Source organism: Micromonospora sp. DT62, assembly GCF_049847285.1.
Lineage (GTDB): Bacteria > Actinomycetota > Actinomycetes > Mycobacteriales > Micromonosporaceae > Micromonospora > Micromonospora reichwaldensis.
This window is the reverse complement of the sequence record NZ_JBNCOB010000016.1, coordinates 88,153-109,150: the sequence shown is the minus strand read 5'-3', so window position 1 is coordinate 109,150 and position 20,998 is coordinate 88,153. Positions and strand designations below refer to the sequence as shown.

At 74.4% G+C, this 20,998-nt stretch carries 17 protein-coding genes, 1 pseudogene and 1 riboswitch; of the genes and pseudogenes, 6 read left to right on the top strand and 12 right to left on the bottom strand.

From position 1 onward, the window contains the following. Nucleotides 1-59 precede the first annotated feature (59 nt). Together ACPXCB_RS21335 and ACPXCB_RS21330 are read right to left on the bottom strand one after the other, a co-directional pair. On the bottom strand, nucleotides 60-467 hold the full coding sequence (locus tag ACPXCB_RS21335; RefSeq protein WP_067359650.1) for a roadblock/LC7 domain-containing protein: 408 nt from the start codon (nucleotides 465-467) through the stop codon (nucleotides 60-62). Continuing rightward, nucleotides 464-3,634 carry a nitrate- and nitrite sensing domain-containing protein gene (locus ACPXCB_RS21330; RefSeq protein WP_425877336.1) on the bottom strand — a complete coding sequence of 1,057 codons (3,171 nt, stop codon included), beginning with the start codon at nucleotides 3,632-3,634 and terminating at the stop codon, nucleotides 464-466. Before ACPXCB_RS21330 ends, ACPXCB_RS21335 begins: the two co-directional genes overlap by 4 nt. Nucleotides 3,635-4,079: 445 nt before the next feature. Between ACPXCB_RS21330 and ACPXCB_RS21325 the strand changes: the two genes are divergently transcribed. Next, nucleotides 4,080-5,261: an ABC transporter substrate-binding protein gene (locus ACPXCB_RS21325; protein ID WP_425877335.1), complete on the top strand. Its 1,182-nt coding sequence runs from the start codon at nucleotides 4,080-4,082 to the stop codon at nucleotides 5,259-5,261. Nucleotides 5,262-5,370: 109 nt separating this feature from the next. Here the strand turns inward: ACPXCB_RS21325 and ACPXCB_RS21320 are convergent, their stop codons facing one another. Together ACPXCB_RS21320 and ACPXCB_RS21315 are read right to left on the bottom strand one after the other, a co-directional pair. Next, entirely contained in the window at nucleotides 5,371-6,204 is an 834-nt protein-coding gene (locus ACPXCB_RS21320; RefSeq protein WP_425877334.1) for an ABC transporter permease, read from the bottom strand. A 100-nt stretch (nucleotides 6,205-6,304) separates the two neighbouring features. Continuing rightward, nucleotides 6,305-7,336, bottom strand: coding sequence for an ABC transporter substrate-binding protein (locus ACPXCB_RS21315; protein ID WP_425877333.1), 1,032 nt, complete (start codon nucleotides 7,334-7,336; stop codon nucleotides 6,305-6,307). Between the two features lie 265 nt (nucleotides 7,337-7,601). Between ACPXCB_RS21315 and ACPXCB_RS21310 the strand changes: the two genes are divergently transcribed. The 4 genes from ACPXCB_RS21310 to ACPXCB_RS21295 all read left to right on the top strand — a co-directional run bounded on the left by ACPXCB_RS21310 (nucleotide 7,602) and on the right by ACPXCB_RS21295 (nucleotide 12,503). After that, nucleotides 7,602-8,387 carry an ABC transporter ATP-binding protein gene (locus ACPXCB_RS21310; RefSeq protein ID WP_151454592.1) on the top strand — a complete coding sequence of 262 codons (786 nt, stop codon included), beginning with the start codon at nucleotides 7,602-7,604 and terminating at the stop codon, nucleotides 8,385-8,387. 2 nt (nucleotides 8,388-8,389) lie between these two features. Beyond that, nucleotides 8,390-9,340 (top strand): LLM class F420-dependent oxidoreductase, encoded by a 951-nt coding sequence (locus ACPXCB_RS21305; protein ID WP_425877354.1) that lies wholly within the window; start codon nucleotides 8,390-8,392, stop codon nucleotides 9,338-9,340. After that, nucleotides 9,337-9,639, top strand: a complete 303-nt coding sequence (locus tag ACPXCB_RS21300; protein ID WP_088998381.1) for a cupin — start codon at nucleotides 9,337-9,339, stop codon at nucleotides 9,637-9,639. Before ACPXCB_RS21305 ends, ACPXCB_RS21300 begins: the two co-directional genes overlap by 4 nt. Nucleotides 9,640-9,716: 77 nt before the next feature. Continuing rightward, nucleotides 9,717-12,503 carry a hypothetical protein gene (locus tag ACPXCB_RS21295; RefSeq protein ID WP_425877332.1) on the top strand — a complete coding sequence of 929 codons (2,787 nt, stop codon included), beginning with the start codon at nucleotides 9,717-9,719 and terminating at the stop codon, nucleotides 12,501-12,503. Nucleotides 12,504-12,615: 112 nt separating this feature from the next. On the opposite strand, the gene thiC is transcribed toward ACPXCB_RS21295, so the two are convergent. The 7 genes and pseudogenes from thiC to ACPXCB_RS21260 all read right to left on the bottom strand — a co-directional run bounded on the left by thiC (nucleotide 12,616) and on the right by ACPXCB_RS21260 (nucleotide 18,665). Beyond that, on the bottom strand, nucleotides 12,616-14,208 hold the full coding sequence (thiC, locus tag ACPXCB_RS21290; protein WP_425877331.1) for a phosphomethylpyrimidine synthase ThiC: 1,593 nt from the start codon (nucleotides 14,206-14,208) through the stop codon (nucleotides 12,616-12,618). Between the two features lie 17 nt (nucleotides 14,209-14,225). Continuing rightward, complete coding sequence (gene thiD, locus ACPXCB_RS21285; protein WP_425877330.1) at nucleotides 14,226-15,014, bottom strand: bifunctional hydroxymethylpyrimidine kinase/phosphomethylpyrimidine kinase; 789 nt, start codon at nucleotides 15,012-15,014, stop codon at nucleotides 14,226-14,228. Between the two features lie 200 nt (nucleotides 15,015-15,214). Further along, nucleotides 15,215-15,817, bottom strand: a pseudogene (locus ACPXCB_RS21280) (thiamine phosphate synthase); the annotation flags it as partial. Between the two features lie 152 nt (nucleotides 15,818-15,969). Next, the gene (locus ACPXCB_RS21275; protein WP_425877329.1) at nucleotides 15,970-16,740 is read right to left on the bottom strand and encodes a thiazole synthase; all 771 of its coding nucleotides are present in this window, start codon (nucleotides 16,738-16,740) and stop codon (nucleotides 15,970-15,972) included. A gap of 4 nt (nucleotides 16,741-16,744) precedes the next feature. Next, a complete protein-coding gene (gene thiS / locus ACPXCB_RS21270) occupies nucleotides 16,745-16,945 on the bottom strand; it encodes a sulfur carrier protein ThiS (protein WP_425877328.1) in 201 nt (66 codons plus the stop codon). Continuing rightward, a complete protein-coding gene (thiO, locus tag ACPXCB_RS21265; protein ID WP_425877327.1) occupies nucleotides 16,936-18,045 on the bottom strand; it encodes a glycine oxidase ThiO in 1,110 nt (369 codons plus the stop codon). Before thiO ends, thiS begins: the two co-directional genes overlap by 10 nt. Then, nucleotides 18,039-18,665, bottom strand: coding sequence for a thiamine phosphate synthase (locus ACPXCB_RS21260; protein WP_425877326.1), 627 nt, complete (start codon nucleotides 18,663-18,665; stop codon nucleotides 18,039-18,041). The genes thiO and ACPXCB_RS21260 overlap by 7 nt, the downstream gene beginning before the upstream one ends. Next, a riboswitch (TPP riboswitch) is annotated at nucleotides 18,660-18,768 on the bottom strand. (Overlaps the previous gene by 6 nt.) A 122-nt stretch (nucleotides 18,769-18,890) precedes the next feature. On the opposite strand from ACPXCB_RS21260, the gene ACPXCB_RS21255 reads away from it, so the two are divergent. Then, nucleotides 18,891-19,796 (top strand): DUF559 domain-containing protein, encoded by a 906-nt coding sequence (locus ACPXCB_RS21255; RefSeq protein WP_425877325.1) that lies wholly within the window; start codon nucleotides 18,891-18,893, stop codon nucleotides 19,794-19,796. Between the two features lie 175 nt (nucleotides 19,797-19,971). Here ACPXCB_RS21255 and ACPXCB_RS21250 read toward each other — a convergent pair whose 3' ends face one another. Next, complete coding sequence (locus ACPXCB_RS21250) at nucleotides 19,972-20,934, bottom strand: aldo/keto reductase (protein ID WP_425877324.1); 963 nt, start codon at nucleotides 20,932-20,934, stop codon at nucleotides 19,972-19,974. Between the last annotated feature and the right edge of the window lie 64 nt (nucleotides 20,935-20,998).

Genomic DNA, 20,998 nt, shown 5'->3' with positions numbered 1-20,998 from the left:
CCTGGTCGGGCACCGGATCCTCTCGTTCCTGGCGACGCACGGTCCGCGCGTCGCGCCCGCTAGGACCGCACCGCGTCCCGCGGCAGCGGCACCAGCGCCGCACCGACGCGCTCGACCAGCAGCGCCATCTCGTAACCCACCTGGCCGACGTCGCAGCTGCGGGCCGCCAGCACGGCCATCGACGAGCCGTCGCTGATCGACATCAGGAACAGGTAGCCGCTGTCCATCTCGATGACCGTCTGGAGCACACCGCCGGCGCTGAACATCCGGGCGGCGCCCTCGGTCAGGCTGACCACGCCCGAGGTGATCGCCGCGAGCTGGTCCGCCCGGTCCGCGGGCAGGTCCCGCGAGGAGGCGAGCAGCAGCCCGTCGGCGGACACCGCCACCACGTGGGCGATCCCCGCCACGCTGTCGGCGAAGTTGGTGAGCAACCAACTCATGTCCTGCATGGCCGCTGGCCTGTTCATCGACTCGTCTCCTTGGTCGAGGTGCTGTCCTGGTCCGTTCCGGCCGCCCGGCCGCGCTGCACGCCGCGGTGGTAGGCCGACAACAGGCCCCGAACTTCGTCCGGGGTACGCCGGCTGCGGTCGCGGCCGCTCCGGGGTTCGATCCCGCCGGGCACGAGCTGTGCCTGCGGCTGCCGCTTGGGCAGCCCCGAGCGGGTGGTGCCGGCGGTGGCGGGGGCCGCCGCCTGGCTGGCCCGGGTCCAGCCCTCGTCTGCCGCCGTCCGCCAGGCGTCCGTGTCGGACGCGGGCGCCGCCGGGCGCGGGTCCGCGACCGGCGCGGCGGGGGGCGCCGCGGGGGGCGCGGGGGGAGGTGTGGGGGGAGGTGTGGCCGGCGTGGCGGGTCGCGCCGCGGCCGGCGGGGTGTACGACGGCGGTGCCGGCTGCACGGGCAGCGGAGCGGTGTCGGTGCTGCCCGGCGTACGCGTGGGCAGTCGGGGCGCACGGGGCTGCGCCGGTGCCGGCTGGGCGGCGGGTGCTGCGGCGCTGGGCGCCCCGGCGGCCTGCTGGGCCGCGGCCGACTGGCTGAAGTCGGGGCGGGTGAAGATGGCCGTGGCGTCGTTACCGTGCGACCGGAACCACACCGCCTCCATCTCCCGGAAGATCGGTGCCTCGGCCGGCAGTTCGGCGCGCGGGGTGATCGGCGCGGCGGGGGCGGGCGGGGCCGTGGCGGCCAGGCCGGCCCCGAGGCCGCGGCCGGCGCCCGGGTCGGTGCCGAAGCCGGTCTCCCGGGCGGAGCCGGCGAATCCCGCCGACAGCCCGGTGGCCGGCGAGCCGGCGATCGGGCCGACCGGCAGCGCTGGTGCGCCCGGCGCTTGCGCATCCCCGCCGGGGACGCGCTTGGGCAGCGCGTCGACCGTGGGGTACGCGACGGTCGGCGTACCGACCGAGGGGCCTGTGTCGGCGAAGGAAGGCCGGGCCGGGGGTGCCGCCGGGGGCGGCGACATCAGGCCGCCGGCCTGCACCGGGGCCGCGGTGTCCCGCGCCTGCTCCGGGGCCTGCCACGGCGTCGGGGCGGTGGACCGCCACTGGTCGGTGAGGGTGGCCGAGGCGGTACGCCCCGCGCCGGCCGGCTCACCGAGGCCGGCCGGGGTGAGCGGGTTCTGCTCGACCGCGAGCGGCTGCCGGGGCCGGGTGATCTGCTGGTCCCGGCTGTGCACGGGCGGCAGCACCACCGTCGCGGCGGGAAGCGTCACCTGGGCGACCGTGCCGCCCTCCACGTTGCGGCGCAGCTCCACCCGGATGCTGTAGCGGGAGGCCAGCCGGCTGACCACGGCCAGGCCCATCAGCCGGAACGCCGCGACGTCGACGCTCGGCGGGGCGGCCAGTCGCCGGTTGAGCGAGTCGAGCTGGTCGTCGGTCAGGCCGAGGCCCCGGTCCTCGACCTGGATCAGGACGTAGTCCCGGATCCGCCGGGCGTCGGCGACCACGGTGGTGGTCGGCGGCGAGAAGCGGGTGGCGTTGTCGAGCAGCTCGGCGACGAGCCGCACCACGTCGTTGACCGCGTGCGCCGCGACCGAGATGTCGGTGTCGACGGTGCCGAACTCGATCCGGTTGTAGAGCTCCACCTCGGACTGCGCGGCCCGCAGCACGTCCACCAGGAGGGCGTCGTCGCGGCGCGGCACGGCCGAGTCGGCGCCGGCCAGGACGAGCAGGTTCTCGTCGTTGCGGCGCATCCGGGTGGCGAGGTGGTCCAGCTCGAAGAGCTGCGCGAGCCGCTTCGGGTCCTCCTCGCCGCGCTCGATCGCGTCGAGCTCGCCGATCATGCGGTCGACGAGGGTCTGACTGCGGCGGGCCAGGTTGAGGAACATCGCCGAGACGCTGGTCCGCAGCGCGGCCTGCTCGGCCGCCACCCGGACCGCCTCGCGGTGCACGACGTTGAAGGCGAGCGCGACCTGGCCCACCTCGTCGCGGTTGTTGAGCTGGATCGGATCGCGTACCTGCCGGACGATCTCCTCGACGCCGCCGTCGCCGACGTTGCCGACGTTCTGCAGCCGCTTGACCGCGTCCGGCAGGTCGTGGTTGGCCACCGAGAGGGCGCCCTCCCGCAGCCGGCGCAGCGAGTGGTTGAGCGAGCGGGCCAGCACCACGGCGAGGGTCACCGCGACGATGAGGGTCAGCAGCACCAGCCCCGTCTCGATGAAGGCCTGCCGGATGATGGCCGACCGGGCCTGGTCGGCCTGGCTGAGCAGCCGCTCCTGGAGCCGGATCTCGGCCCACCGCATGAGGTCGTTGACCGCGCCGATGGCGGCGGTGGCGTCCTGGGCGGTCACCGGCGCGGGCTGCCCGACCGAGCGGGTGATGTCGGCGGCCACCCGGTCGGCGAGGGTCACCGCGTCGCCGGAGACCGTGCTGTCTACCAGGGCACGCTGGGTCGGGTCGGCGGCCAGGGAGAAGGCGACCAGCGCCTCCTGCTGGCTGGTCAGCGTGGCCACGAAGGAGGAGAACTGCTCCTCGTCGAGCCGGCGGGAGAGGAGGGCGGTGTAGACGACCGCCTGCTCCTCGGCGACGGCAGCCTTGGCGCGGGCGAACGCGGCGACCGCGCGCCGGGCGTCCGCGAGCCGCTCGTCACCGGGCAGCTGGGCCAGCCCGTCGCCGTACGCGACCAGGTCCGTGATGATGATCCCGTAGCGCAGCGCCGCCTCGGCGACCGCCATCTGCTGACGGTCCAGCACCTCCTGCCGGGTGCTGGCGAGCGTCTCCAGGTGCTCGTCGATGGTCGCCAGGCGCTCCCGTACGGCGGCCGGCACCTGGTCGACCCGTCCGCGCTCCGCCCGGTACGCCTCGACCCGCTGGTCGGTGCTGCGGACCCGCAGGTTGTAGGCGTCGGCCTTCTGCTGCGGCGTGGACAGGAAGGTGGCGGCGGCCATCCGCTCGGCGTGCAGGTCCTGCGTCAGCGCGGAGACGTCGATGGAGAGCGCCGTCAGTGCCTGGGCCTGGTTGGCGTCGAAGGTGTTCTCACCGACGGCGACGAGTCGGACCGTGGCCAACGCGAGCACCGCGGCGACCGGCACGACCAGGATCAGGGCGAGCTTGGAGCGGATCCGCACGTCGCGGAGCCGGGGCAGCCGACGCCGCTTGGGCTGTTCGGTGTCGCCACTCGCGGGCAGGGTCGTCGGTCCGGTGCTCACGACATCGCCTCCGTCGTTTCTTCCACGCCTGCCCCGCCGACTCGCGCCCGGTGCAGCGGACTGCGCCACACGCGGCACGGCCGCGATTTCATCAGAACTGATCCTGTTTGGGAAGTCGCGGCGGGGTAGGAAACGGTCGGAGGGCTCGCATCCCGTGATCCGGTCAACTAATACCTTCAATTCTCCATGCCCGTGAACAGGGCATGTGACTCCAGAGTGGTCATCCGTGTCGTATTAGTAAGCGCTTGCAAACTTCCCGTTGCCCCACCATGTGGGATACGCGTCCCGAAACGCATCCGAGGCTCCGCTTGACCGCAGGGCCCGGCGTTGGCAAGGTTTTGCAGGCTTCGCGCACACCGTACGGCAGACCCAACCCGTTCCTCTACTGAGGACGGACAACCCGGCGGTGACCGGGTACCGCCCGGGCCGCATCTGGAGGACTGAGTTGAGCCCCATCCGCTCCGCGACCGCCGCGGCGCTCGCATCGGCCGTGCTGGCCACCACGCTCACCGGCTGCCAGTTCGGGGCGGACGAGCAGGACACGAGTCCCATCGTCATCGCCGCGGACCTCGAACTCTCCGGCGCGGCCGCGCCCGTCGGCAAGGCGTACCAGCGGGCGCTGGAACTGAAGGTCGAGCAGCTGAACTCCTCCGGCGCGCTCAACGGCCGGAAGGTCGAGCTGCGGGTGAAGGACAACCGGTCGGACGCGAGCGAGTCACTCCGCAACATCGGTGACTTCAGCGCTGATTCCCAAGTCAGCGCCATCATCATGGGCGGCTGCAACGAATGCGCCGTCGGCGCCGTCCGCACCATCAACGAGAAGCGAATTCCCACCATTGCGCTCGCCGCCTCCAGCGCCGTGTCCGCCCCGGTCGCCGAACGGCGGTACGTGTTCAAGCTCTCCCCGAACGCGGCCGACAGCGCCGCCGCCCTCGCCGGCGAGATGCGCCGCAAGGGCGTCCGCAAGGCGGGCGTGCTGCACAGCGACGACGCCTACGGCCGCGAGGGGTCGACCGCGCTGCGCGCCGAGTTCGCGAAGGCCGGCGTCAAGTTGCTGCGCGAGGAGGCCGTGCGCACCACCGACACCGACGTCAGCAAGCAGGTCAAGGACCTGATCGGCAAGAAGCCGGACGCGCTGGTCGTCTGGACCCCGGCGGAGCAGGCGACGCTGGCCGCCACCGCCGCCCAGCAGGCCAAGTACGAGGGCGGCCTCTTCTTCGACGCGGCGGCCGCCGGAGACCTCTTCCTCGGTGCCGCTTCCGCGGCGACCGAACGCACCACGCTGGTCTTCACCCAGACCATGGTGATCGACGACGTCATCGCCACCACCCCGGCCAAGGCGGCCCGCCGCCAGTGGTTCCAGGACTACACCGCCCGCTTCGGCGGCTACAACGGATCCTCCTCGTTCGCCGCCGACGCGGTGCAGCTCATCGCCGACGCCGAACTCCGTTCGGGCGGCGAGCCCGGCGAGGTCGACCGCGACGGCGTCCGGGACGTGCTGGAGACGACCCAGCTGGACGGTCTCTCCGGGCCGATCCGGATGACCCCGGACAACCACTCCGGCCTGATGCCGCAGGCTCTCACCACCCTGGTCGCGCGCAACGGGCGCTGGCGCCTCGCGGGCTGACCGGGCGGTCGGTGGTGGACGGGATCCGGCGCACGGGACCGCGTCGGACCAGCGCGTCGGTGTGGCCCGCCGTACCCCGGCGGGCCACACCATCGACCGTTCCGACGGGTCAGCGGGCCGACGTGGTGGCGCGGACCCACGGCAGGGCGAGCCGCTCGACCAGAGACAGTGCGCTGTAGAGCAGGATGCTCATCATCGCGATCAGCACGATCGCCGCCCAGGCGGTCGCGGTGTCCCCCACGCCGTTGTACTGCAGGATCTGGTAGCCCAGCCCCGGCTTGTCGGAGTAGAACTCGCCGATCACCGCGCCGATCGCGGCCAGCGGCATCGCCACCTTGAGCCCCACGAAGATCTGCGGCAGCGCGGCGGGGAAGCGCACCTTGCGGAACGCCTGCCACCACGAGGCGTTCAGCGACCGGGCCAGCTCGGCCAGGTCGTTGGGGGTGGTGGTGAGACCGGTCGCCGTGGAGAGCACGACCGGGAAGAAGCAGAGCAGGAACACCATGGTCAGGATCGGCTTCGTACCCCAGCCGACCGAGACCACCAGCAGCGGCCCGAGGGCGATCTTCGGCACCGCGTTGACCGCCACCAGCAGCGGCGCGAACATCCGCTCGACGCGGCGGGAGCCGGCCAGGGCCATCCCGATCAGCACCCCGGCCATCGCCGACAGCAGGAAGCCGACCACCGTCATCGTGGTGGTGACGCCCAGCGCCGGCATCAGCACGTCGGCGCCCGCGACCAGCGCCTTCCACACCGCCTGCGGCGGGGGCAGCGACACCGGGTGCACCAGTTGCAGGCCCGACGTGACCAGCCACCAGGCTGCCACCGTGATCACCGCGCCGAGCAGCGGCAGCCCGACGGCTGCCGGGCGTACGCCGGAGCGGCGCGGGGCCGCGGGCTCCGTCCCGGTGCGGACGGACCGGGTACCGGTCGTCTCCGTCACGGATTTCTCCTCTCCTGCCGGCCGGGCCGGCACGCGACGGGGGGTGCGGTCCACCGGGTCGCCCCGGTCGACCGCACCCCCGTGCCACGGTGGGCGGCTGTCAGGCCTTCGGCGCGAGGCTGAAGTCGATGATCTGGTCGGGGGTGATGTTCTGCTTGAGCGCGCCGGCGCCCTGCAGGATCGCGATGCTCTTGGCGACCCGGCCGCTGTCCAGGGTGCCGAGCTGGGTGCCGGAGTTGCTGGAGCGCACGTAGCCGGCCATGAGCTGGAGCTCGGCGGCGGCCGCGGCGGGGTTGGCGGCGTCGACGTTCTTCTTCAGCAGCTCGCCCGCCTCCTGCGGGTTGGTCAGCGCGTAGTCCAGGCCCTTCAACAGGGCCCCGGTGAACCGCTTGACCATCTCCGGCTTCTCCTTGGCGATCTTGGAGGAGGTGATCAGCACGTTGCCGTAGAGGTCCTGCATCACGTTGCTGTAGGGCAGCATGACGGCCTTCTGCTTGGTCACCGTCTCGATCGTGGGCTGGCCGACGACGAACTGGCCGATGCCGTCCACCGTGCCGTTGCCGAGCATGCCCATCAGGGCCTGCGCCTGGCCGTTGACCCACTGCACCTTGCTGGCGTCCACGCCGGCCATCCGGGCGTACGTCGGGAAGAGGTTGCGCACGACGGAGCCCTCGGTGTCGGCGAGCTTCTTGCCCTCCAGGTCCTTGGGCGACGCGATGCCCTTGCCCTCGACGGTGGCGATGGCGGCCATCGTGCGCTGCTGGATCGCCGCGACCGCGACGAAGTCCTTGGCCTGGCCGCCGCCGAGCTGGAGCAGACCGCCGGTGAGGTCGATCGGGCCGAACTGGGCCTGCCCGCCGACGACCTGCTGGATCACCGCGCCTGTGCCCTGACCCGGCTTGATGTCGACGTCGAACCCGGCCTCCTTGAAGAAGCCCTTCTCCTTAGCGACCCAGGCGTAGGAGTCACGGCCGAAGTTGCCGAACGAGGTGAGGTAGGTCACCTTCTCCAACGCCGCGCCGTTGCCGCCCTTGGCGTCGGCGCCGGAGTCCGAGTCGCCGCTGCACCCGGAGACCAGGGCGAGGGCGGTGGCCAGCGCAGCGGCAGCGACCGTACGGGTCAGCCTTCTCATCAGTGCACCATGTCCTTTCCGACCGGAGCGGCGCGCCGCCGCCGGAGGGGGTTGTCTGGCGGGCCGGCCGAGGGGTTGGGCCGGCAAACCGTCGTGAGGGGACTCTTAGCTGGCACAGCGTACGAGAAACCGGCCCCGACAATGCCCCGCGTATGGGTTTCGTTACGGAAAAATCCTCGCTTCCACCCCGGACGGCGTGTCGTCCACACCGGGCGGTTACCCTGGGCCGCGATCGCTGATCGCCGACTCAGGAGGTCCGCCGGAGATGATCAAGCTTTCCGGGGTGTCCCGCACCTTCGACGGCCGCAGCGGCCGGGTCGAGGCGCTGCGCGGCATCGACCTCGACGTGGCGGCGGGCGAGTTCGTCGCCGTACTCGGCCGCTCCGGTTGCGGCAAGTCCACGATGCTGCGCCTGATCGCCGGGCTGCTCCCGGTCAGCGAGGGCAGGATCACCGTGGCCGGTGCGCCGATCACCAAGCCCCGCCCGGACATCGCGATGCTCTTCCAGCGGCCGGCCCTGCTCCCCTGGCGCACCGTCCTGGACAACGTCCTGCTGCCGGTCGAGATGTTCGGCTGGAAGCGGGCCAAGCACCGCGACCGGGCCCGGCAACTGCTGGAACTCGCCGGGCTGGGCGGCTTCGAGAAGCGGCTGCCGCACGAACTCTCCGGCGGCATGCAGCAGCGGGTCTCGCTGTGCCGGTCGCTGATCGGCGAGCCCCGGGTGATGCTGATGGACGAGCCGTTCTCCGCGCTCGACGCGCTCACCCGCGAGGAACTCTCCGGCGAGTTGCAGCGCGTGCACATGACCTCCGGGGCCACCGTCGTCTTCGTCACCCACTCGATCGACGAGGCGGTGCTGCTGGCCGACCGGGTGGTCGTACTCAGCCCCCGCCCCGGCCGGATCCGCAAGGTGGTCGACGTGAACATCCCGCGACCGCGCACCCTCGGCCGCAACGCGCACCTGGCGGACGTCGCCCGGGTCAGCGCCGACCTGCACGAACTCCTCATGGAGCGGGACCTGCCGGTGACAGCCGGCGCGGAAACACGATGAGCATGCGGGTCACCGTCTTCACCGAGCCGCACCGGGGCGCCAGCTACGACGACCAGCTCCGCTTCGCCCGGCTGGCCGAGGACGGCGGCTTCGAGGGCTTCCTCCGCGCCGACCACTACCAGGCGATGGGTGACGAGCCCGCGCCCCCCGGCCCGACCGACGCCTGGCTGACGCTGGCCGCGCTGGCCCGCGAGACCAGCCGGATCCGGCTCGGCACCCTGGTCACCTCCGCCACCTTCCGGCTGCCCGGCCCGCTGGCCGTGATGGTGGCCCAGGTGGACCAGATGAGCGGCGGCCGGGTCGACCTCGGCATCGGCGCCGGCTGGTACGAACGCGAGCACACCTCCTACGGCATCCCGTTCCCCGGGGTCGGCGAGCGCTTCGACCGGTTGGCCGAGCAGTTGGAGATCATCACCGGGCTGTGGCGGACGCCGCCGGGCGAGACGTACAGCTTCACCGGCGACCACTACCGGCTGGTGGACGCCCCCGCGCTGCCGAAGCCGGTGCAGGTGCCCGGCCCGCCGGTCATCGTCGGCGGCCGCGGCCCGAAGCGCACCCCCGACCTCGCCGCCCGGTACGCCGACGAGTTCAACATGCCGTTCAAGACGGTCGCGGAGACCGCCGCCGCGTACGAGCGGGTGCGGGAGGCCTGCGACCGGGCCGGCCGGGCCGAGTCGGGACGCGCCCCGCTCACCCTCTCCGCCGGCATCGTGGTGGCGATCGGCCGTACCGACGCCGAGGCGCACCGCCGCGCCGCCCCGCTGCACGTCACGAGCGCGCTGCCGCCGGAGGACGCGGTGGTCGGCTCGCCCGCGCAGCTCGTCGACCGGATCGGCGAGTTCGCCGCCGTCGGCGCCACCCGGGTGCACCTGCGCCTGATCGACTTCGCCGACCTCGACCACTTGGAGCTCATCGCCGCCGAGGTGCTCCCCCGACTGGACGGAACCCGATGACCGACGCACACCTCGAACTCGGCCCGGTGGGCCAGGAGATCGTGTACGAGAACGACCGCGTCCGCGTCTGGCACATCCGGCTGGAGCCGGGCGAACGGCAGCCGCTGCACCGGCACGACCACCCGTACCTCGTGGTGGCGATCCAGGGCGCGAAGAACGTCGTACAGACGATCGACGGCACCCTCATCGACGCCGACGAGCCGACCGGCGGGGTGGTCTACCGGGATCCGGGCGCCGTGCACATGCTGACCAACGTGGGCGACACGACGTACCTGGCCCGGCTGGTCGAACTGAAGTAACCGCCGTCCGGCGGGTCGCCCCCCGGCTCGCGGCGCGCCGGTGGCGGCCTGGTCAACAGGTGCGTAACGTGCCGGACATGGCCTTTCGGACCTGGGGCAGACTGCTGCTCACCGCGCTCGGGGTGAGCCTGCTGGCCGGGGCCGGTCAGCTCGGCATCGCCTTCGGCTTCGGCATCGTCCGGCTCTCCGGCACCTTCACCGGCGCCACCGTCAACCAGTGGCCGGCCCAGCTCGTCTGGGCGGGCTGGTTCGCGGCGAACGCCGCCGTGGTGGGCGCGGTGCTCACCGAGCGCCTGGCCCGCCGGGACGGCGGGCTGGCCGGCACCGGGCGCCTGCTCGCCGTCGCCGGCGCCGCCGCGCTGGGTGCCACCATCGTCGCGCCGCTCTGCATGCAGCCGGCCCGGGCGGCCGAACTCGTCTCGATGGATCCGGTCTGGGCCGTCGGCATCTGCGCGGTCCTCGGTGCGCTGGTGGGCGCGGGCGCCGCCGTCGCCGTCCTGCTTCAGCCGCCGGTGGGATGGAACGTGGCGGCGATCGCGGGCGCGCTCTGGCTGCTGGCCCTGGTCTCGGCGGCCCCGTCGCTGGTCTCGACCGGCCCGCTGGACACCGTACGACTGGGGGTGCTGGAGCCGGCGTCCCTCGACGCCGGCGCGGTGCAGGGGCTGGCCCTGGTGGTCCTGCCGCTGGTGGCGCTGCTGGCCGGCGCGGCGACCGGCGGGCTGGCCCGGTGGCGGGGCCACCCGCCGCTGGTCAGCGGCGCGACGGGGGTGGCGGGACCGGCGCTGGTCGCGTTCGCCTACCTGACCGCCGGTCCGGGCGACACCGCCGACCGCTACCAACTCACGCCGTACTACGCGGCGCTGCTCGCGGTGGCCCTCGGCGCGCTCGGGTCGGCCGCGGCCGCGCTGCTGCGCTGGCCGCTCGTCACGCGCACCGCCCCCACCGGGGCCATCGAGCCGACCGACATCCTCCGGCCGCTGCCCACCGGTCCGGCCCTGCCGCAGACCCCGGCGCCCACCGGCGGCGGCGACCCGGAGACGGTCGACCTGGCCGGCGCCACCCTGGTCGTCGCCGACCAGGCCGGCGGCGGTACGGGCTCCGGCGCGGTCACCGCCGCCACCGGCGACGGCCCGGCGCCCCGGGCCGTGCCCCCGCACTGGGACTGGCCCGCCGACGGAGGAACCGTCCCGGCTCCCGCCGCCGGCGTCCGGGCGGGCGCGGTTCCCGCGTGGACGGCCGAACCGGCGGCCTCGGCTCCCGGCAACCCGCCCACAGTCGACCGACCGCGCGAACCGGAGCCCACCCGCACCCAGGACAGCACCGACGAGCGCGCCCCGGGCACCCACGTCGCACCGATGCCACCGAGCGCTGCCGCTGCACCGGTCGCACCGAGCGTTCCGGCTGCACCGGTGGCACCGGCTGCCCCGGTGGCGCCGCTGGCACCGACCGTCCCGGCCACCCCGAGCGTCCCGGCGGCACCGGTCGCCGACGAGGCGCCGCAAGCAGGGAAGACGACGCCCGACGCGCAGCCCGCCGGCGAGGTGACGCCCGCCGAACGGTCGACCGGAGGGGCGGCGACTGCGGTACAGCCGGTCGGGGCGGCAGCGCCCGACGGACAGCCGGCCAGCGCAGCGACGCCCGCAGGACAGCCGGCCGAGGGACCGGCACAGCCGGCCAAGGGACCGGCACCCGCAGGACAGCCGGCAGAAGCGGTCCCCGACCAGCGGGTGGTCCCGAACGCGCCCAAGCCCCGCCGCGCCCGTAAGCCCCGCTCGACGCGCCAGCCCGCCGCCACGGTGGCGCCGGAGGGTGCGGGCCCGGGACCCGTCGCCACGAGCGCCCCCGAGACCGGGGCCACCGCGCCCGGCGCGGCGATGTCGTCGCCGTCCCCGGACGCCTCCGCCGCGCCTGACACCACGACTAGCACGACCGCACCCGGCACCACGACCAGCCCCCAGCCCGGCGCCCCGGCCGGCACCGGACCCGACACCAAGACCAGCCCCGCGCCCGGCAACACGGCCGGGTCTGAGTCCGGCGTCACGGCCGGGTCCGAGTCCGGCAGCACGACCGAGGCCAGGTCCGGCGCCACGACCGAGGCCAGGTCCGGCGCCACGACCGAGGCCAGGTCCGGCAGCACGACCGAAGCCGAGGCCAGGTCCGGCAGCACGGCCGACGCTGCAGCCGGCAGCACGACCGGTCCCGAGTCCGGCGCCACGGGCGACGCCGCGCCCGGCAGCACGGCCGTTGCGGGTTCCGGCGTACCGGGGTCGCACGACAGCGGCCCTCGCCCGATGCCGCTCTTCGCGGCGGACGGCGGGGCGGCTCCCGGCCGGGCCGTCGAGCCGGACGCCGGCCCCCCGTCCCCGCCCGCCCCGGCCTGGCCGGTCTCGCCCCGGCCCCAGGCCGACGGCACGGCCGAGGCGGCACAGCCGGCCACAGAACCCGCGCCCGACCCGGCGCCCCGGCCCCGCCACCGGGCCCCGATGCCCGACCTGGCCCGGGCCGCGAGCTGGGAGGCGCTCGCCACCGCACGACGGGGCGGTCCCGCCCCGGCGCCCGTCGACGTCGCGCCGGAGAACGGCATCCCCACCGCCCGGGCGGAGGCGCCGGCGCCCGGCTCCCCGTCAGCCGCCGAGGCCGAGCAGCCCACCGGGCGGGGCCGGGGCCGGCTGGGTCTGTTCCGCCGCAACCGGCCCCGGGCCGAGGACGCCCCGGCCGACCGGGGGTCCGAGCCGCTGCCGGCGCAGGACGAGGAGTACGTGGACTGGGTCACCGGCCTCAGCAAGCCGGTCCTGGACAACGAACCCGAGCAGGAGAGCGGCCGGCGGTCGTTGCGCTCCACCGGCCGCCACCACCGCGACTGACCCGACCGGGCGACGCCCGCCCCGCCCGGGGTACCGGAGCCGGGGCGGCGTCCGCCCTCCTCCCGAACGTCGGCGGGGACGGGCGTCGTCGCCGGACGCCCGGTCGCGCCGCTCAGGCGAGCGGCAGGTAGACCCGGCCACCGGAGGAGAGGAACTCCTCCGACTTGTCCTGCATGCCGCGCGCCGCGTACTCCTTCAGCTCCTGGGTGATCTTCATGGAGCAGAACTTCGGGCCGCACATCGAGCAGAAGTGGGCGGTCTTCGCCGGCTCCGCCGGCAGGGTGGCGTCGTGGTACGAGCGCGCGGTCTCCGGGTCCAGCGACAGGTTGAACTGGTCCTCCCAGCGGAACTCGAACCGTGCCCTGGAGAGCGCGTCGTCCCACGCCTGCGCGCCCGGGTGGCCCTTGGCCAGGTCGGCCGCGTGCGCCGCGATCTTGTACGCGATCACGCCGGCCTTCACGTCGTCGCGGTCCGGCAGCCCCAGGTGCTCCTTCGGGGTGACGTAGCAGAGCATCGCGGTGCCGAACATGCCGATCATCGCCGCGCCGATCGCCGACGTGATGTGGTCGTACGCGGGGGCGATGTCCGTGGTCAGCGGGCCGAGGGTGTAGAACGGCGCCTCGTGGCACCACTCCTGCTGGAGGTTCACGTTCTTCTTGATCTTGTGCATCGGCACGTGGCCGGGGCCCTCGATCATCACCTGCACGTCGTGCTCCCAGGCGACCTTCGTCAGCTCGCCCAGGGTGCGCAGCTCGGCGAACTGCGCCTCGTCGTTGGCGTCCGCGATCGAGCCGGGACGCAGCCCGTCGCCGAGCGAGAACGTCACGTCGTAGCGCGCGAGCAGCGCACACAGCTCGGCGAAGTTCGTGTAGAGGAAGTTCTCCTCGTGGTGCGCCAGGCACCAGGCCGCCATGATCGAGCCGCCCCGCGACACGATCCCGGTCACCCGGTCCACCGCCAGCGGCACGTACGGCAGCAGCACCCCGGCGTGCACCGTCATGTAGTCGACGCCCTGCTCGGCCTGCTCGATCACGGTCTCCCGGAACACCTCCCAGCTCAGCTTCACCGGGTCGCCGCCGACCTTCTCCAGCGCCTGGTAGATCGGCACGGTGCCGATCGGCACCGGCGAGTTCCGCACGATCGCCTCGCGGGTCTCGTGGATCCGCTTCCCCGTCGACAGGTCCATGACGGTGTCCGCGCCCCACCGGGTCGCCCAGGTCAGCTTCTCCACCTCCTCGGCGACCGACGAGGAGACCGCCGAGGTGCCGATGTTGGCGTTCACCTTCACCAGGAACGCCTTGCCGATGATGGCCGGCTCGCACTCGGGGTGGTTGACGTTGAGCGGCAGCACGGCCCGACCGGCGGCGATCTCGTCCCGGACGAACTCCGGCGCCATCCCCTCCCGGACCGCCACGAACTCCATCTCCGGCGTCACCAGGCCCGCCCGCGCGTACGCGAGCTGGGTGGGGCGGCGGCCGTCCGCGCCCGCGAGCGGGGTGCCCGCGCCCCGCACCGGTGCGACGTCGCCGCGCTCGGCGATCCACCCCGCACGCAGCGGCGGCAGCCCGACCTCCGGATCGGAGCCGGGGCCGGAGGTGTCGTAGAGCCGCAGCGGCGGGTTGTCGCCGGTCAGCTCCACCTCGGCGAACGGCACCCGCACGTCCGGCCGGGACCCCTCCACGTACACCTTGCGACGTGCCTGCACGACAGCCTCCCTGGTGATCAAGCGGACCAGCCGAAGTGGTCCAGCGGGCCGCGTCCCGCGCCCAGCTCCCAGTGCCGCGCGCCGGTCAGCGCGCGGAGGACGTACTCCTTGGCGGCGGCGACCGCCGTCGGCACCGGGTCGCCGAGCGCCAGCCGGACGGCGATCGCCGCCGAGAACGAGCACCCGGTGCCGTGGTTGTGCCGGGTGTCGACCCGCGGCGCGCGGAGCAGGGTCGTGACGCCGCCGCCGTGCAGCACGTCGACCGCCTCACCGCCGGCGTCCACGTCGCCGCCGGTCACCACCACGTGCGCCGACCCGCCGGCGGCCAGCGCCTCGGCGGCGGTCACCATCTCCTCGACCGTGGTCACCGGGCGTCCGGTGATGGCCGCGGCCTCCGCGCAGTTCGGCGTCGCCACCTGCGCGTACGGCAACAGCCGCTCCACGGCGGCGACCACGCCCAGCCGGTGCCCGCTGGTGGCGATGAGCACCGGGTCGACGACGAGGTGCGGCAGCCGGCCTTCCTTGGCGGCGTCCGCCACCGCGTCGGCGACCGCCGGGGTGCCGAGCACCCCCGTCTTGACGGCGCGGACGGTGAAGTCGGCGAGCACACTGTCGAGCTGCTCGGTGACGGTGCGCGGCGGCAGCGGCAGCACGGCGTCGACGCCCCTCGTGTTCTGCGCGGTGACCGCGGTGATCACGCTGGTGCCGTACGCGCCGAGGGCCGCGAAGACCTTCAGGTCGGCCTGGATGCCGGCGCCCGCGCCGGAGTCGGAGCCGGCGATGGTGAGCACGGTCGTCGGGGTCATCGTTCCTCTTCCGTGATGGCGTACGGGGGCACGGGCCGGGCCTGCGCGGTCGTTGCGCTTGAGGGCTGCGGCCGACCGTGCCCACTCCGGGCGGTCAGGCTTGATCCCTCCGTGGGCACGGTCGGCCGCAGCCCCGTCCCGGGGACCTCCGTGCGGTCCCGCCGGCTGCGCGTCGTCGCATCAGGATCTGAGCTGCCGTGCCCCGTCCGGCTCGCCGCGGCGGCGGCTGCCGTGAGGGTGGCGGCTGCTGTCTCGGGGTCGTCGGCGCGCATGATCGCGCCGAGCACCGCCACGCCGACGGCGCCCGCCTCGACGCAGGCGGTCACCTGGTCCGGGCTCTGCACACCGCCGAGGGCCAGAACCGGCACGGGGCTGGCCGTGATCAGCTCGCCGAGCCCCTCGGGGCGCAGGGGTGGGCCGTAGCCGGGCTTGGTGCTGGTCGGGTAGACGGGCGAGAGGGTGGCGTAGTCCTCCGTGGTCAGTCGCGCCAGCTCCGCCCGGTCGTGGCAGGAGCGGCCCACCAGGCCGAGCCTCGGCGGCGGGTACGGTCCCGCGGCGGGTAGGTGCACGGCGTCGCCGTCGAGCGGGTCGGGGCCAGCGACGATCAGGGTGCCGCCCGCCTCGGCGAGGATCGCGCGCAGCTCGGCGGCGAGGGCGGCGCGCTCGGCCCACGGGAGGTCCTTCTCCCGCAGCACCACCCACCGCACTCCCCCGGCCACCGCCCCCGCCACGACCTCGGCCAACGGCTGCCGAGCCTGCCGCCGGTCGGTCAGCAACAGGACGCCGGCCGGCCCGCCCGAGATCTTGGTAGGAAACGGCCCCTCCAGGGGCGCTTCCGTACCAAGATTCAAAGCCGAAGCTGGCGCGACGGCCGGAGCCAGCGCCAAAACGACAGCCGGGGGTGCCGAAACGGCACCCGGGGGCGAAGCGGAACCGGGGCCGGGGGCGGGACGGGTCACAGGTCCGGCCGTCCTTCGTCCGGGGTGGAGGCGAGCGCGTGGAAGCGCCGGGCGATCCGGCCCGCCCCGTACGCGTGCCGGCCCGCCTCGACCGCGTACCGCATCGCGGTGGCCATCGCCACCGGGTCGGCGGCACGGGTGACCGCGCTGGCGAGCAGCACGGCGTCGCAGCCCAGCTCCATGGCCAGCGCGGCGTCGGAGGCGGTGCCGATGCCGGCGTCCAGGATCACCGGCACGTCGACGCCCTGCCGGATCAGCCGGATGTGGTGCGGGTTCGACACGCCCAGGCCGGAGCCGATCGGCGCGCCCGCCGGCATCACCGCGGCGCAGCCCACGTCGGCCAGTCGGCGGGCCAGGATCGGGTCGTCCGACGTGTACGGCAAGACGACGAACCCGTCGTCGACGAGCTCCTCGGCGGCGCGCAGCAGCTCCACCCCGTCGGGCAGCAGCGTGCGCTCGTCGCCGATCACCTCCAGCTTCACCCAGTCGGTGCCGAACGCCTCCCGAGCCAGGTGGGCCACCTTGACCGCCTCGCCCGCCGTGTAGCAGCCGGCGGTGTTCGGCAGCAGCCGTACGCCGCACCGGTCCAGCAGGTCCAGCAGCCCGCCGGCGGTGCCGGGGGCGGTGTCGACGCGGCGCAGGGCCAGGGTGACCAGTTCGGTGCCGGAGGCACGGATGGCGTCCTCCAGCACGCGCAGGTTGGCCGCGCCGCCGGTGCCGAGGATCAGCCGGGACGTGAAGCTCACGCCGCCCAGGTCGAAGCTCACCGCGTCACCCGCCCTGGGCGGCGCTGAGCACCTCGACGCGGTCGCCGTCGCGTAACACGGTCGCCGGCCAGCCCGTACGCGGCACCACCTCCCCGTTGACCGTGACGGCGAGGCCGCGCTGCTGGTCGGTGACCGCGCGGACCAGGTCCGCCACGGTCGAGCCGCCGGGCAGGCTGCGCCCGGCACCGTTCACCGTCAGTTCCACGTGTGCTCCTCCTCGGATGCGGACAAGTCGTGACCGAACCGGGCCGGGCTGAAGGGGGCGAGGAGTGGGTCCGCCGCACCCGTGACGACCAGCTCGGCGATCAGGTCGGCGGTGACCGGGGTGAGCACGATGCCGTGCCGGTGGTGTCCGGTGGCGGCGAGCACGCCGGGCCGGCCGGGCAGCGGGCCGAGGATCGGGGCGTTGTCGGGAGTCCCGGGGCGCAGGCCGGCGAGCGTCTCCACCAGGTCGTACTCGGCCAGCTCGGGCAGCAGGTCGACGGCGGCGCGGAGCAGGCGCAGCACCGCCCCGGCGGACACGTCGGTGTCGGAGCGTTCCTCGACGGTCGCGCCCACCACCACCTCCCCGTCGGCGCGGGGCACGAGGTAGACGTGCTCGCCGTCGGCGTACCCCCGGATGACGTGCCGGAAGCCCGGCGCGCCGCCGCCGGGCGCGCGGAGCCGGACCACCTGACCCTTCACCGGCCGCACGGGCAGTCCCGTCAGGGCCGCCGCGCCGCAGCCGGCCGCGACCACGGTGACCGCGGCGTCCACCTCGGACAGGGAGCGCACGGCGGCGGGCACCAGCGTGGCGCCGGCCCGCTCGGCGGCCGTGCGCAGCGCGGGCACGAGCCGGCGCGGGTCGACCTGGTGGTCGGTCGCGGCGAGCGCGCCGCCGCGCACCCGGGGTGCCAGCGCCGGCTCGCGGTCCCGCAGCGCCGAAGGGCGCAGCGGCGTCACCGGCAGCCCGATCCCCTGCTGGTACGCCCACAGCCGGCGCGCCTCGGCCAGGTCGTCGGCGGTCAGCCCGACCATCAGCGTGCCCTCGGTCCGGTAGCCGACGTCCACGCCGGCGGCGGCGGTCAGCTCGGCGGCGAAGGCCGGCCAGCGGGCGGCGGAGGCGGTCAGCAGCCCGGTCAGCTCGTGCTCGCCGAAGTACGCCTCGGCGACCGGGGCGAGCATCCCGGCGGCGACGTGGGATGCGCCGGAGCCCGGGGCGGGATCGTGCACGACGACCCGCAGTCCGCGCTGCGCGCAGCGCCAGGCGATCGCCAGCCCGACCGGTCCCGCCCCCACCACGGCGACGTCCGGCCGGTTCAGCACCCCAGCGCTCCCAGCAGATCCGCCGTCGTCCGGGCGGGATCCGCCGCCCCGGAGAGCGCCCCCACCACCGCCACCCCGTACGCCCCGGCGGCCAGCAGCGCGGGCACCCGCGCGGCGGTCACGCCGCCGATCGCGACGACCGGCACGTCCACGGCGTCGGCGACGGCGCGTACCCCGGCCGGGCCGATCGGCGCCGGCAGCCTCGCCTTGGTGCCGGTGACATAACAGGGGCCCACGCCCAGGTAGCTGGCCCCGGCGGCGACCGCCTCGGCGGCCGTCCCCGGCTCGCGGGCGGTGGCGCCGAGCACGGCGGTCGCGCCGAGCACCCCGTGGGCCGCCCCGACCGGCAGGTCGTCCGCGCCGACGTGCCCACCGGCGGCACCCGCCGCCAGCGCCACGTGCAGCCGGTCGTTCACTAGGCAGGTGACGTCGTACGGGGCACAGAGCGCGACCACCCGGCGGGTCAGGTCGTACGCCTCCCGGTCGGTGGCGTCGTCCTCCACGCGGACCTGCACGACCAGTTCCGCGCGGGCCACCGCAAGGGCGGCCCGCAGCACGGTGAGCGGGTCCCGCCCGGGTCGGGTGTCGGTGATGAGATGCAGTCGCCCGAGGGACGGCACGGCAACACTCCTCCCTGCGCCGGCATTACCCGGATCAGGTTCGACGGTCGGGGGCTCACAGCCCCCCTCTCAGCCCGGTCCACCGGGCTCCCGTGGGTCACTTGCGGGTGTCACCGTACGACGGATCGGCGGATCCGCCAAGATCGGGACGCCGATTTCACATCGACCGCCCGAACCCGAGGGACGGGGCGGCGCGTGACCGTCCCGTCACGCGATGCTGTCCGGATGCCCTCCGCCGCCCGGGTGCCACCCCGCCTGGCCTTCCTGCCGTTCCGGGCCAGCGCCGCGATCGCCGACGGCCTCCTGACCCGCGCCATGCTGCGGGCTTCGGCCTGGCAACGCCTGCTGCCCGACGTGTACGTGCACCGGGACGCGCTGCGCGCTCCTGACCATCGGCTCTGGTGCGATGCGGTGGCCCTGCTTCTGCCCGCTGGCGCTGCGATCGCCGGAACGAGTGCCGCGTACCTGTGGGGCGTCGACCTGTTGGCCCGGGACCCGCCGGTCAGTGTTCTCCTGCCTCGCTCGGCGAGACTGCGTCCGCATCCCCGACTGTCGGTCACCCGTTCACACCTGCCGGAAGGCGACCTGACCTGCTTCGCCGGCCTACCGGTCACCACACCGTTGCGGACGGCGTTCGATCTCGGGCGACAGGCGCCGCGCGCCGAGGCTCTGGTGGCCGTCGACGCACTGCTGCACCGTCGGGTGGTGAGGCTGCCGGCCCTACGGGCCTACGCCGACGCTCGTCGTCGTTGGCCCGGACTGCCGCTGCTGCGGGAGGTGCTGGCGTTGGCCGAGCCCCTGAGCGAGTCTCCGATGGAGACCCGGTTGCGGCTGCTCCTGCTCGACAGCGGCCTGCCCCCACCCACGGCGCAGCACGACGTGCGCGACTCCCGAGGGCGGCTCGCCGGCCGGGTCGATCTGGCATGGCCGACGCTGCGTGTCGCGGTCGAGTACGACGGCGACCACCACCGGGAGCGCGTCCAGTTCCGGCAGGACGTCGCCCGCCTGAACGCGCTGCGCGCGGCCGGCTGGATCGTCCTGCGCTTCACCGCCGGCGACGTGCTCCGGCACCGGAACCGGACGGTACGCCTCGTCACCGCCGCCCTGCGCGAACGCCACACCGCCGTCTGACCCGCCCTCGGTGACAGCCCTGACGTTCCACTCCCAGCAGCGGGCACGTTCGCTCCGGCACCAGCGCCACTACAACGACGAGCGATGCCGACGGGTGGAACACCAAGCACGTCTCCCGGGGTCGGAAGGGTCCGTGGTGTTCCACCCGTGACTGCCCGGGCGGGGTCGACGTGGATCAGAAGGTCGCGCGCAGGGCTTCGAGGTCCTCGTCGGTGGGCTGCCAGGTGCCCGCCGCCGCGTTGGCGCGTACCTGCTCGGGCGTGGTGGCGCCGGCGATCACCGAGGTCACCGCCGGCTGGGCGGCCAGCCCGCCGATCGCCACCTGGAGCATCGACAGCCCCCGCTCGGCGGCGTACGCCTCGATCGCCTCGATGGTGTCCCAGTCGGCGGCGGCGAGGCGCTGGGCGTACCGGCCGCCACCGGCGAGGCGGCTGCCGGCCGGCGGGGCCTCGTTGCGCTTGTACTTGCCGGTGAGCAGCCCGTTGGCGAGCGGGAAGAACGGCAGCAGCCCGAGGCCGAAGCGCTCGCAGGCCGGCACCACCTCGGCCTCGACGCCGCGCTCCAGCAGGCTGTAGTGGTTCTGTGCGCTGATGAACCGGGACCGGCCGTTCGACGAGGCCACCCAGTCGGCGTCGGCGATCTGCCAGCCGGCGAAGTTGGAGTTGCCCAGGTAGCGGACCTTGCCGGCGCGGACGAGGTCGTCGAGCGCGGCGAGCGTCTCGTCGATCGGGGTGCCCGGGTCGGGTTCGTGCATCTGGTACAGGTCGATGTGGTCGGTGCCGAGCCGGCGCAGCGACGCCTCCACCGCCCGGGCGATGTAGCGGCGGGCGCCCCGGGCGCCGAAGTCGGGGCCGTTCATGCCGTTCATGTCCATGCCGAACTTGGTGGCCACCACCACGTCGTCGCGCCGGCCCTTGAGCGCCTGGCCCAGCAGTTCCTCGGAGCCGCCCTGCGGCTCTCCGTAGATGTCGGCGGTGTCGAAGAAGTTGATCCCGGCGTCGAGCGCGGCGTCGACCACCGCCCGGGTGCCGTCGAGGTCGAGCTTGCGGCCGAAGTTGTTGCAGCCGATGCCGACCACGGACACCACGAGCCCGGAGTCGCCCAACCGGCGGTAGGTCATCTCAGTCACGAGATCCACCCTATGCCCGCCGGCCCGGCGCACGTCGCAGACCACGAAGCCCCACCACGACGCACGGGCTGCG

What these genes read in the sequence shown, in the direction of transcription:
- ACPXCB_RS21335 (WP_067359650.1), bottom strand. Translation starts at nt 467, where the DNA reads ATGAACAGGCCAGCGGCCATGCAGGACATGAGTTGGTTGCTCACCAAC.
- ACPXCB_RS21315 (WP_425877333.1), bottom strand. Translation starts at nt 7,336, where the DNA reads ATGAGAAGGCTGACCCGTACGGTCGCTGCCGCTGCGCTGGCCACCGCC.
- ACPXCB_RS21310 (WP_151454592.1), top strand. Translation starts at nt 7,602, where the DNA reads ATGATCAAGCTTTCCGGGGTGTCCCGCACCTTCGACGGCCGCAGCGGC.
- ACPXCB_RS21305 (WP_425877354.1), top strand. Translation starts at nt 8,390, where the DNA reads ATGCGGGTCACCGTCTTCACCGAGCCGCACCGGGGCGCCAGCTACGAC.
- ACPXCB_RS21300 (WP_088998381.1), top strand. Translation starts at nt 9,337, where the DNA reads ATGACCGACGCACACCTCGAACTCGGCCCGGTGGGCCAGGAGATCGTG.
- ACPXCB_RS21295 (WP_425877332.1), top strand. Translation starts at nt 9,717, where the DNA reads ATGGCCTTTCGGACCTGGGGCAGACTGCTGCTCACCGCGCTCGGGGTG.
- thiD (WP_425877330.1), bottom strand. Translation starts at nt 15,014, where the DNA reads ATGACCCCGACGACCGTGCTCACCATCGCCGGCTCCGACTCCGGCGCG.
- ACPXCB_RS21255 (WP_425877325.1), top strand. Translation starts at nt 18,891, where the DNA reads ATGCCCTCCGCCGCCCGGGTGCCACCCCGCCTGGCCTTCCTGCCGTTC.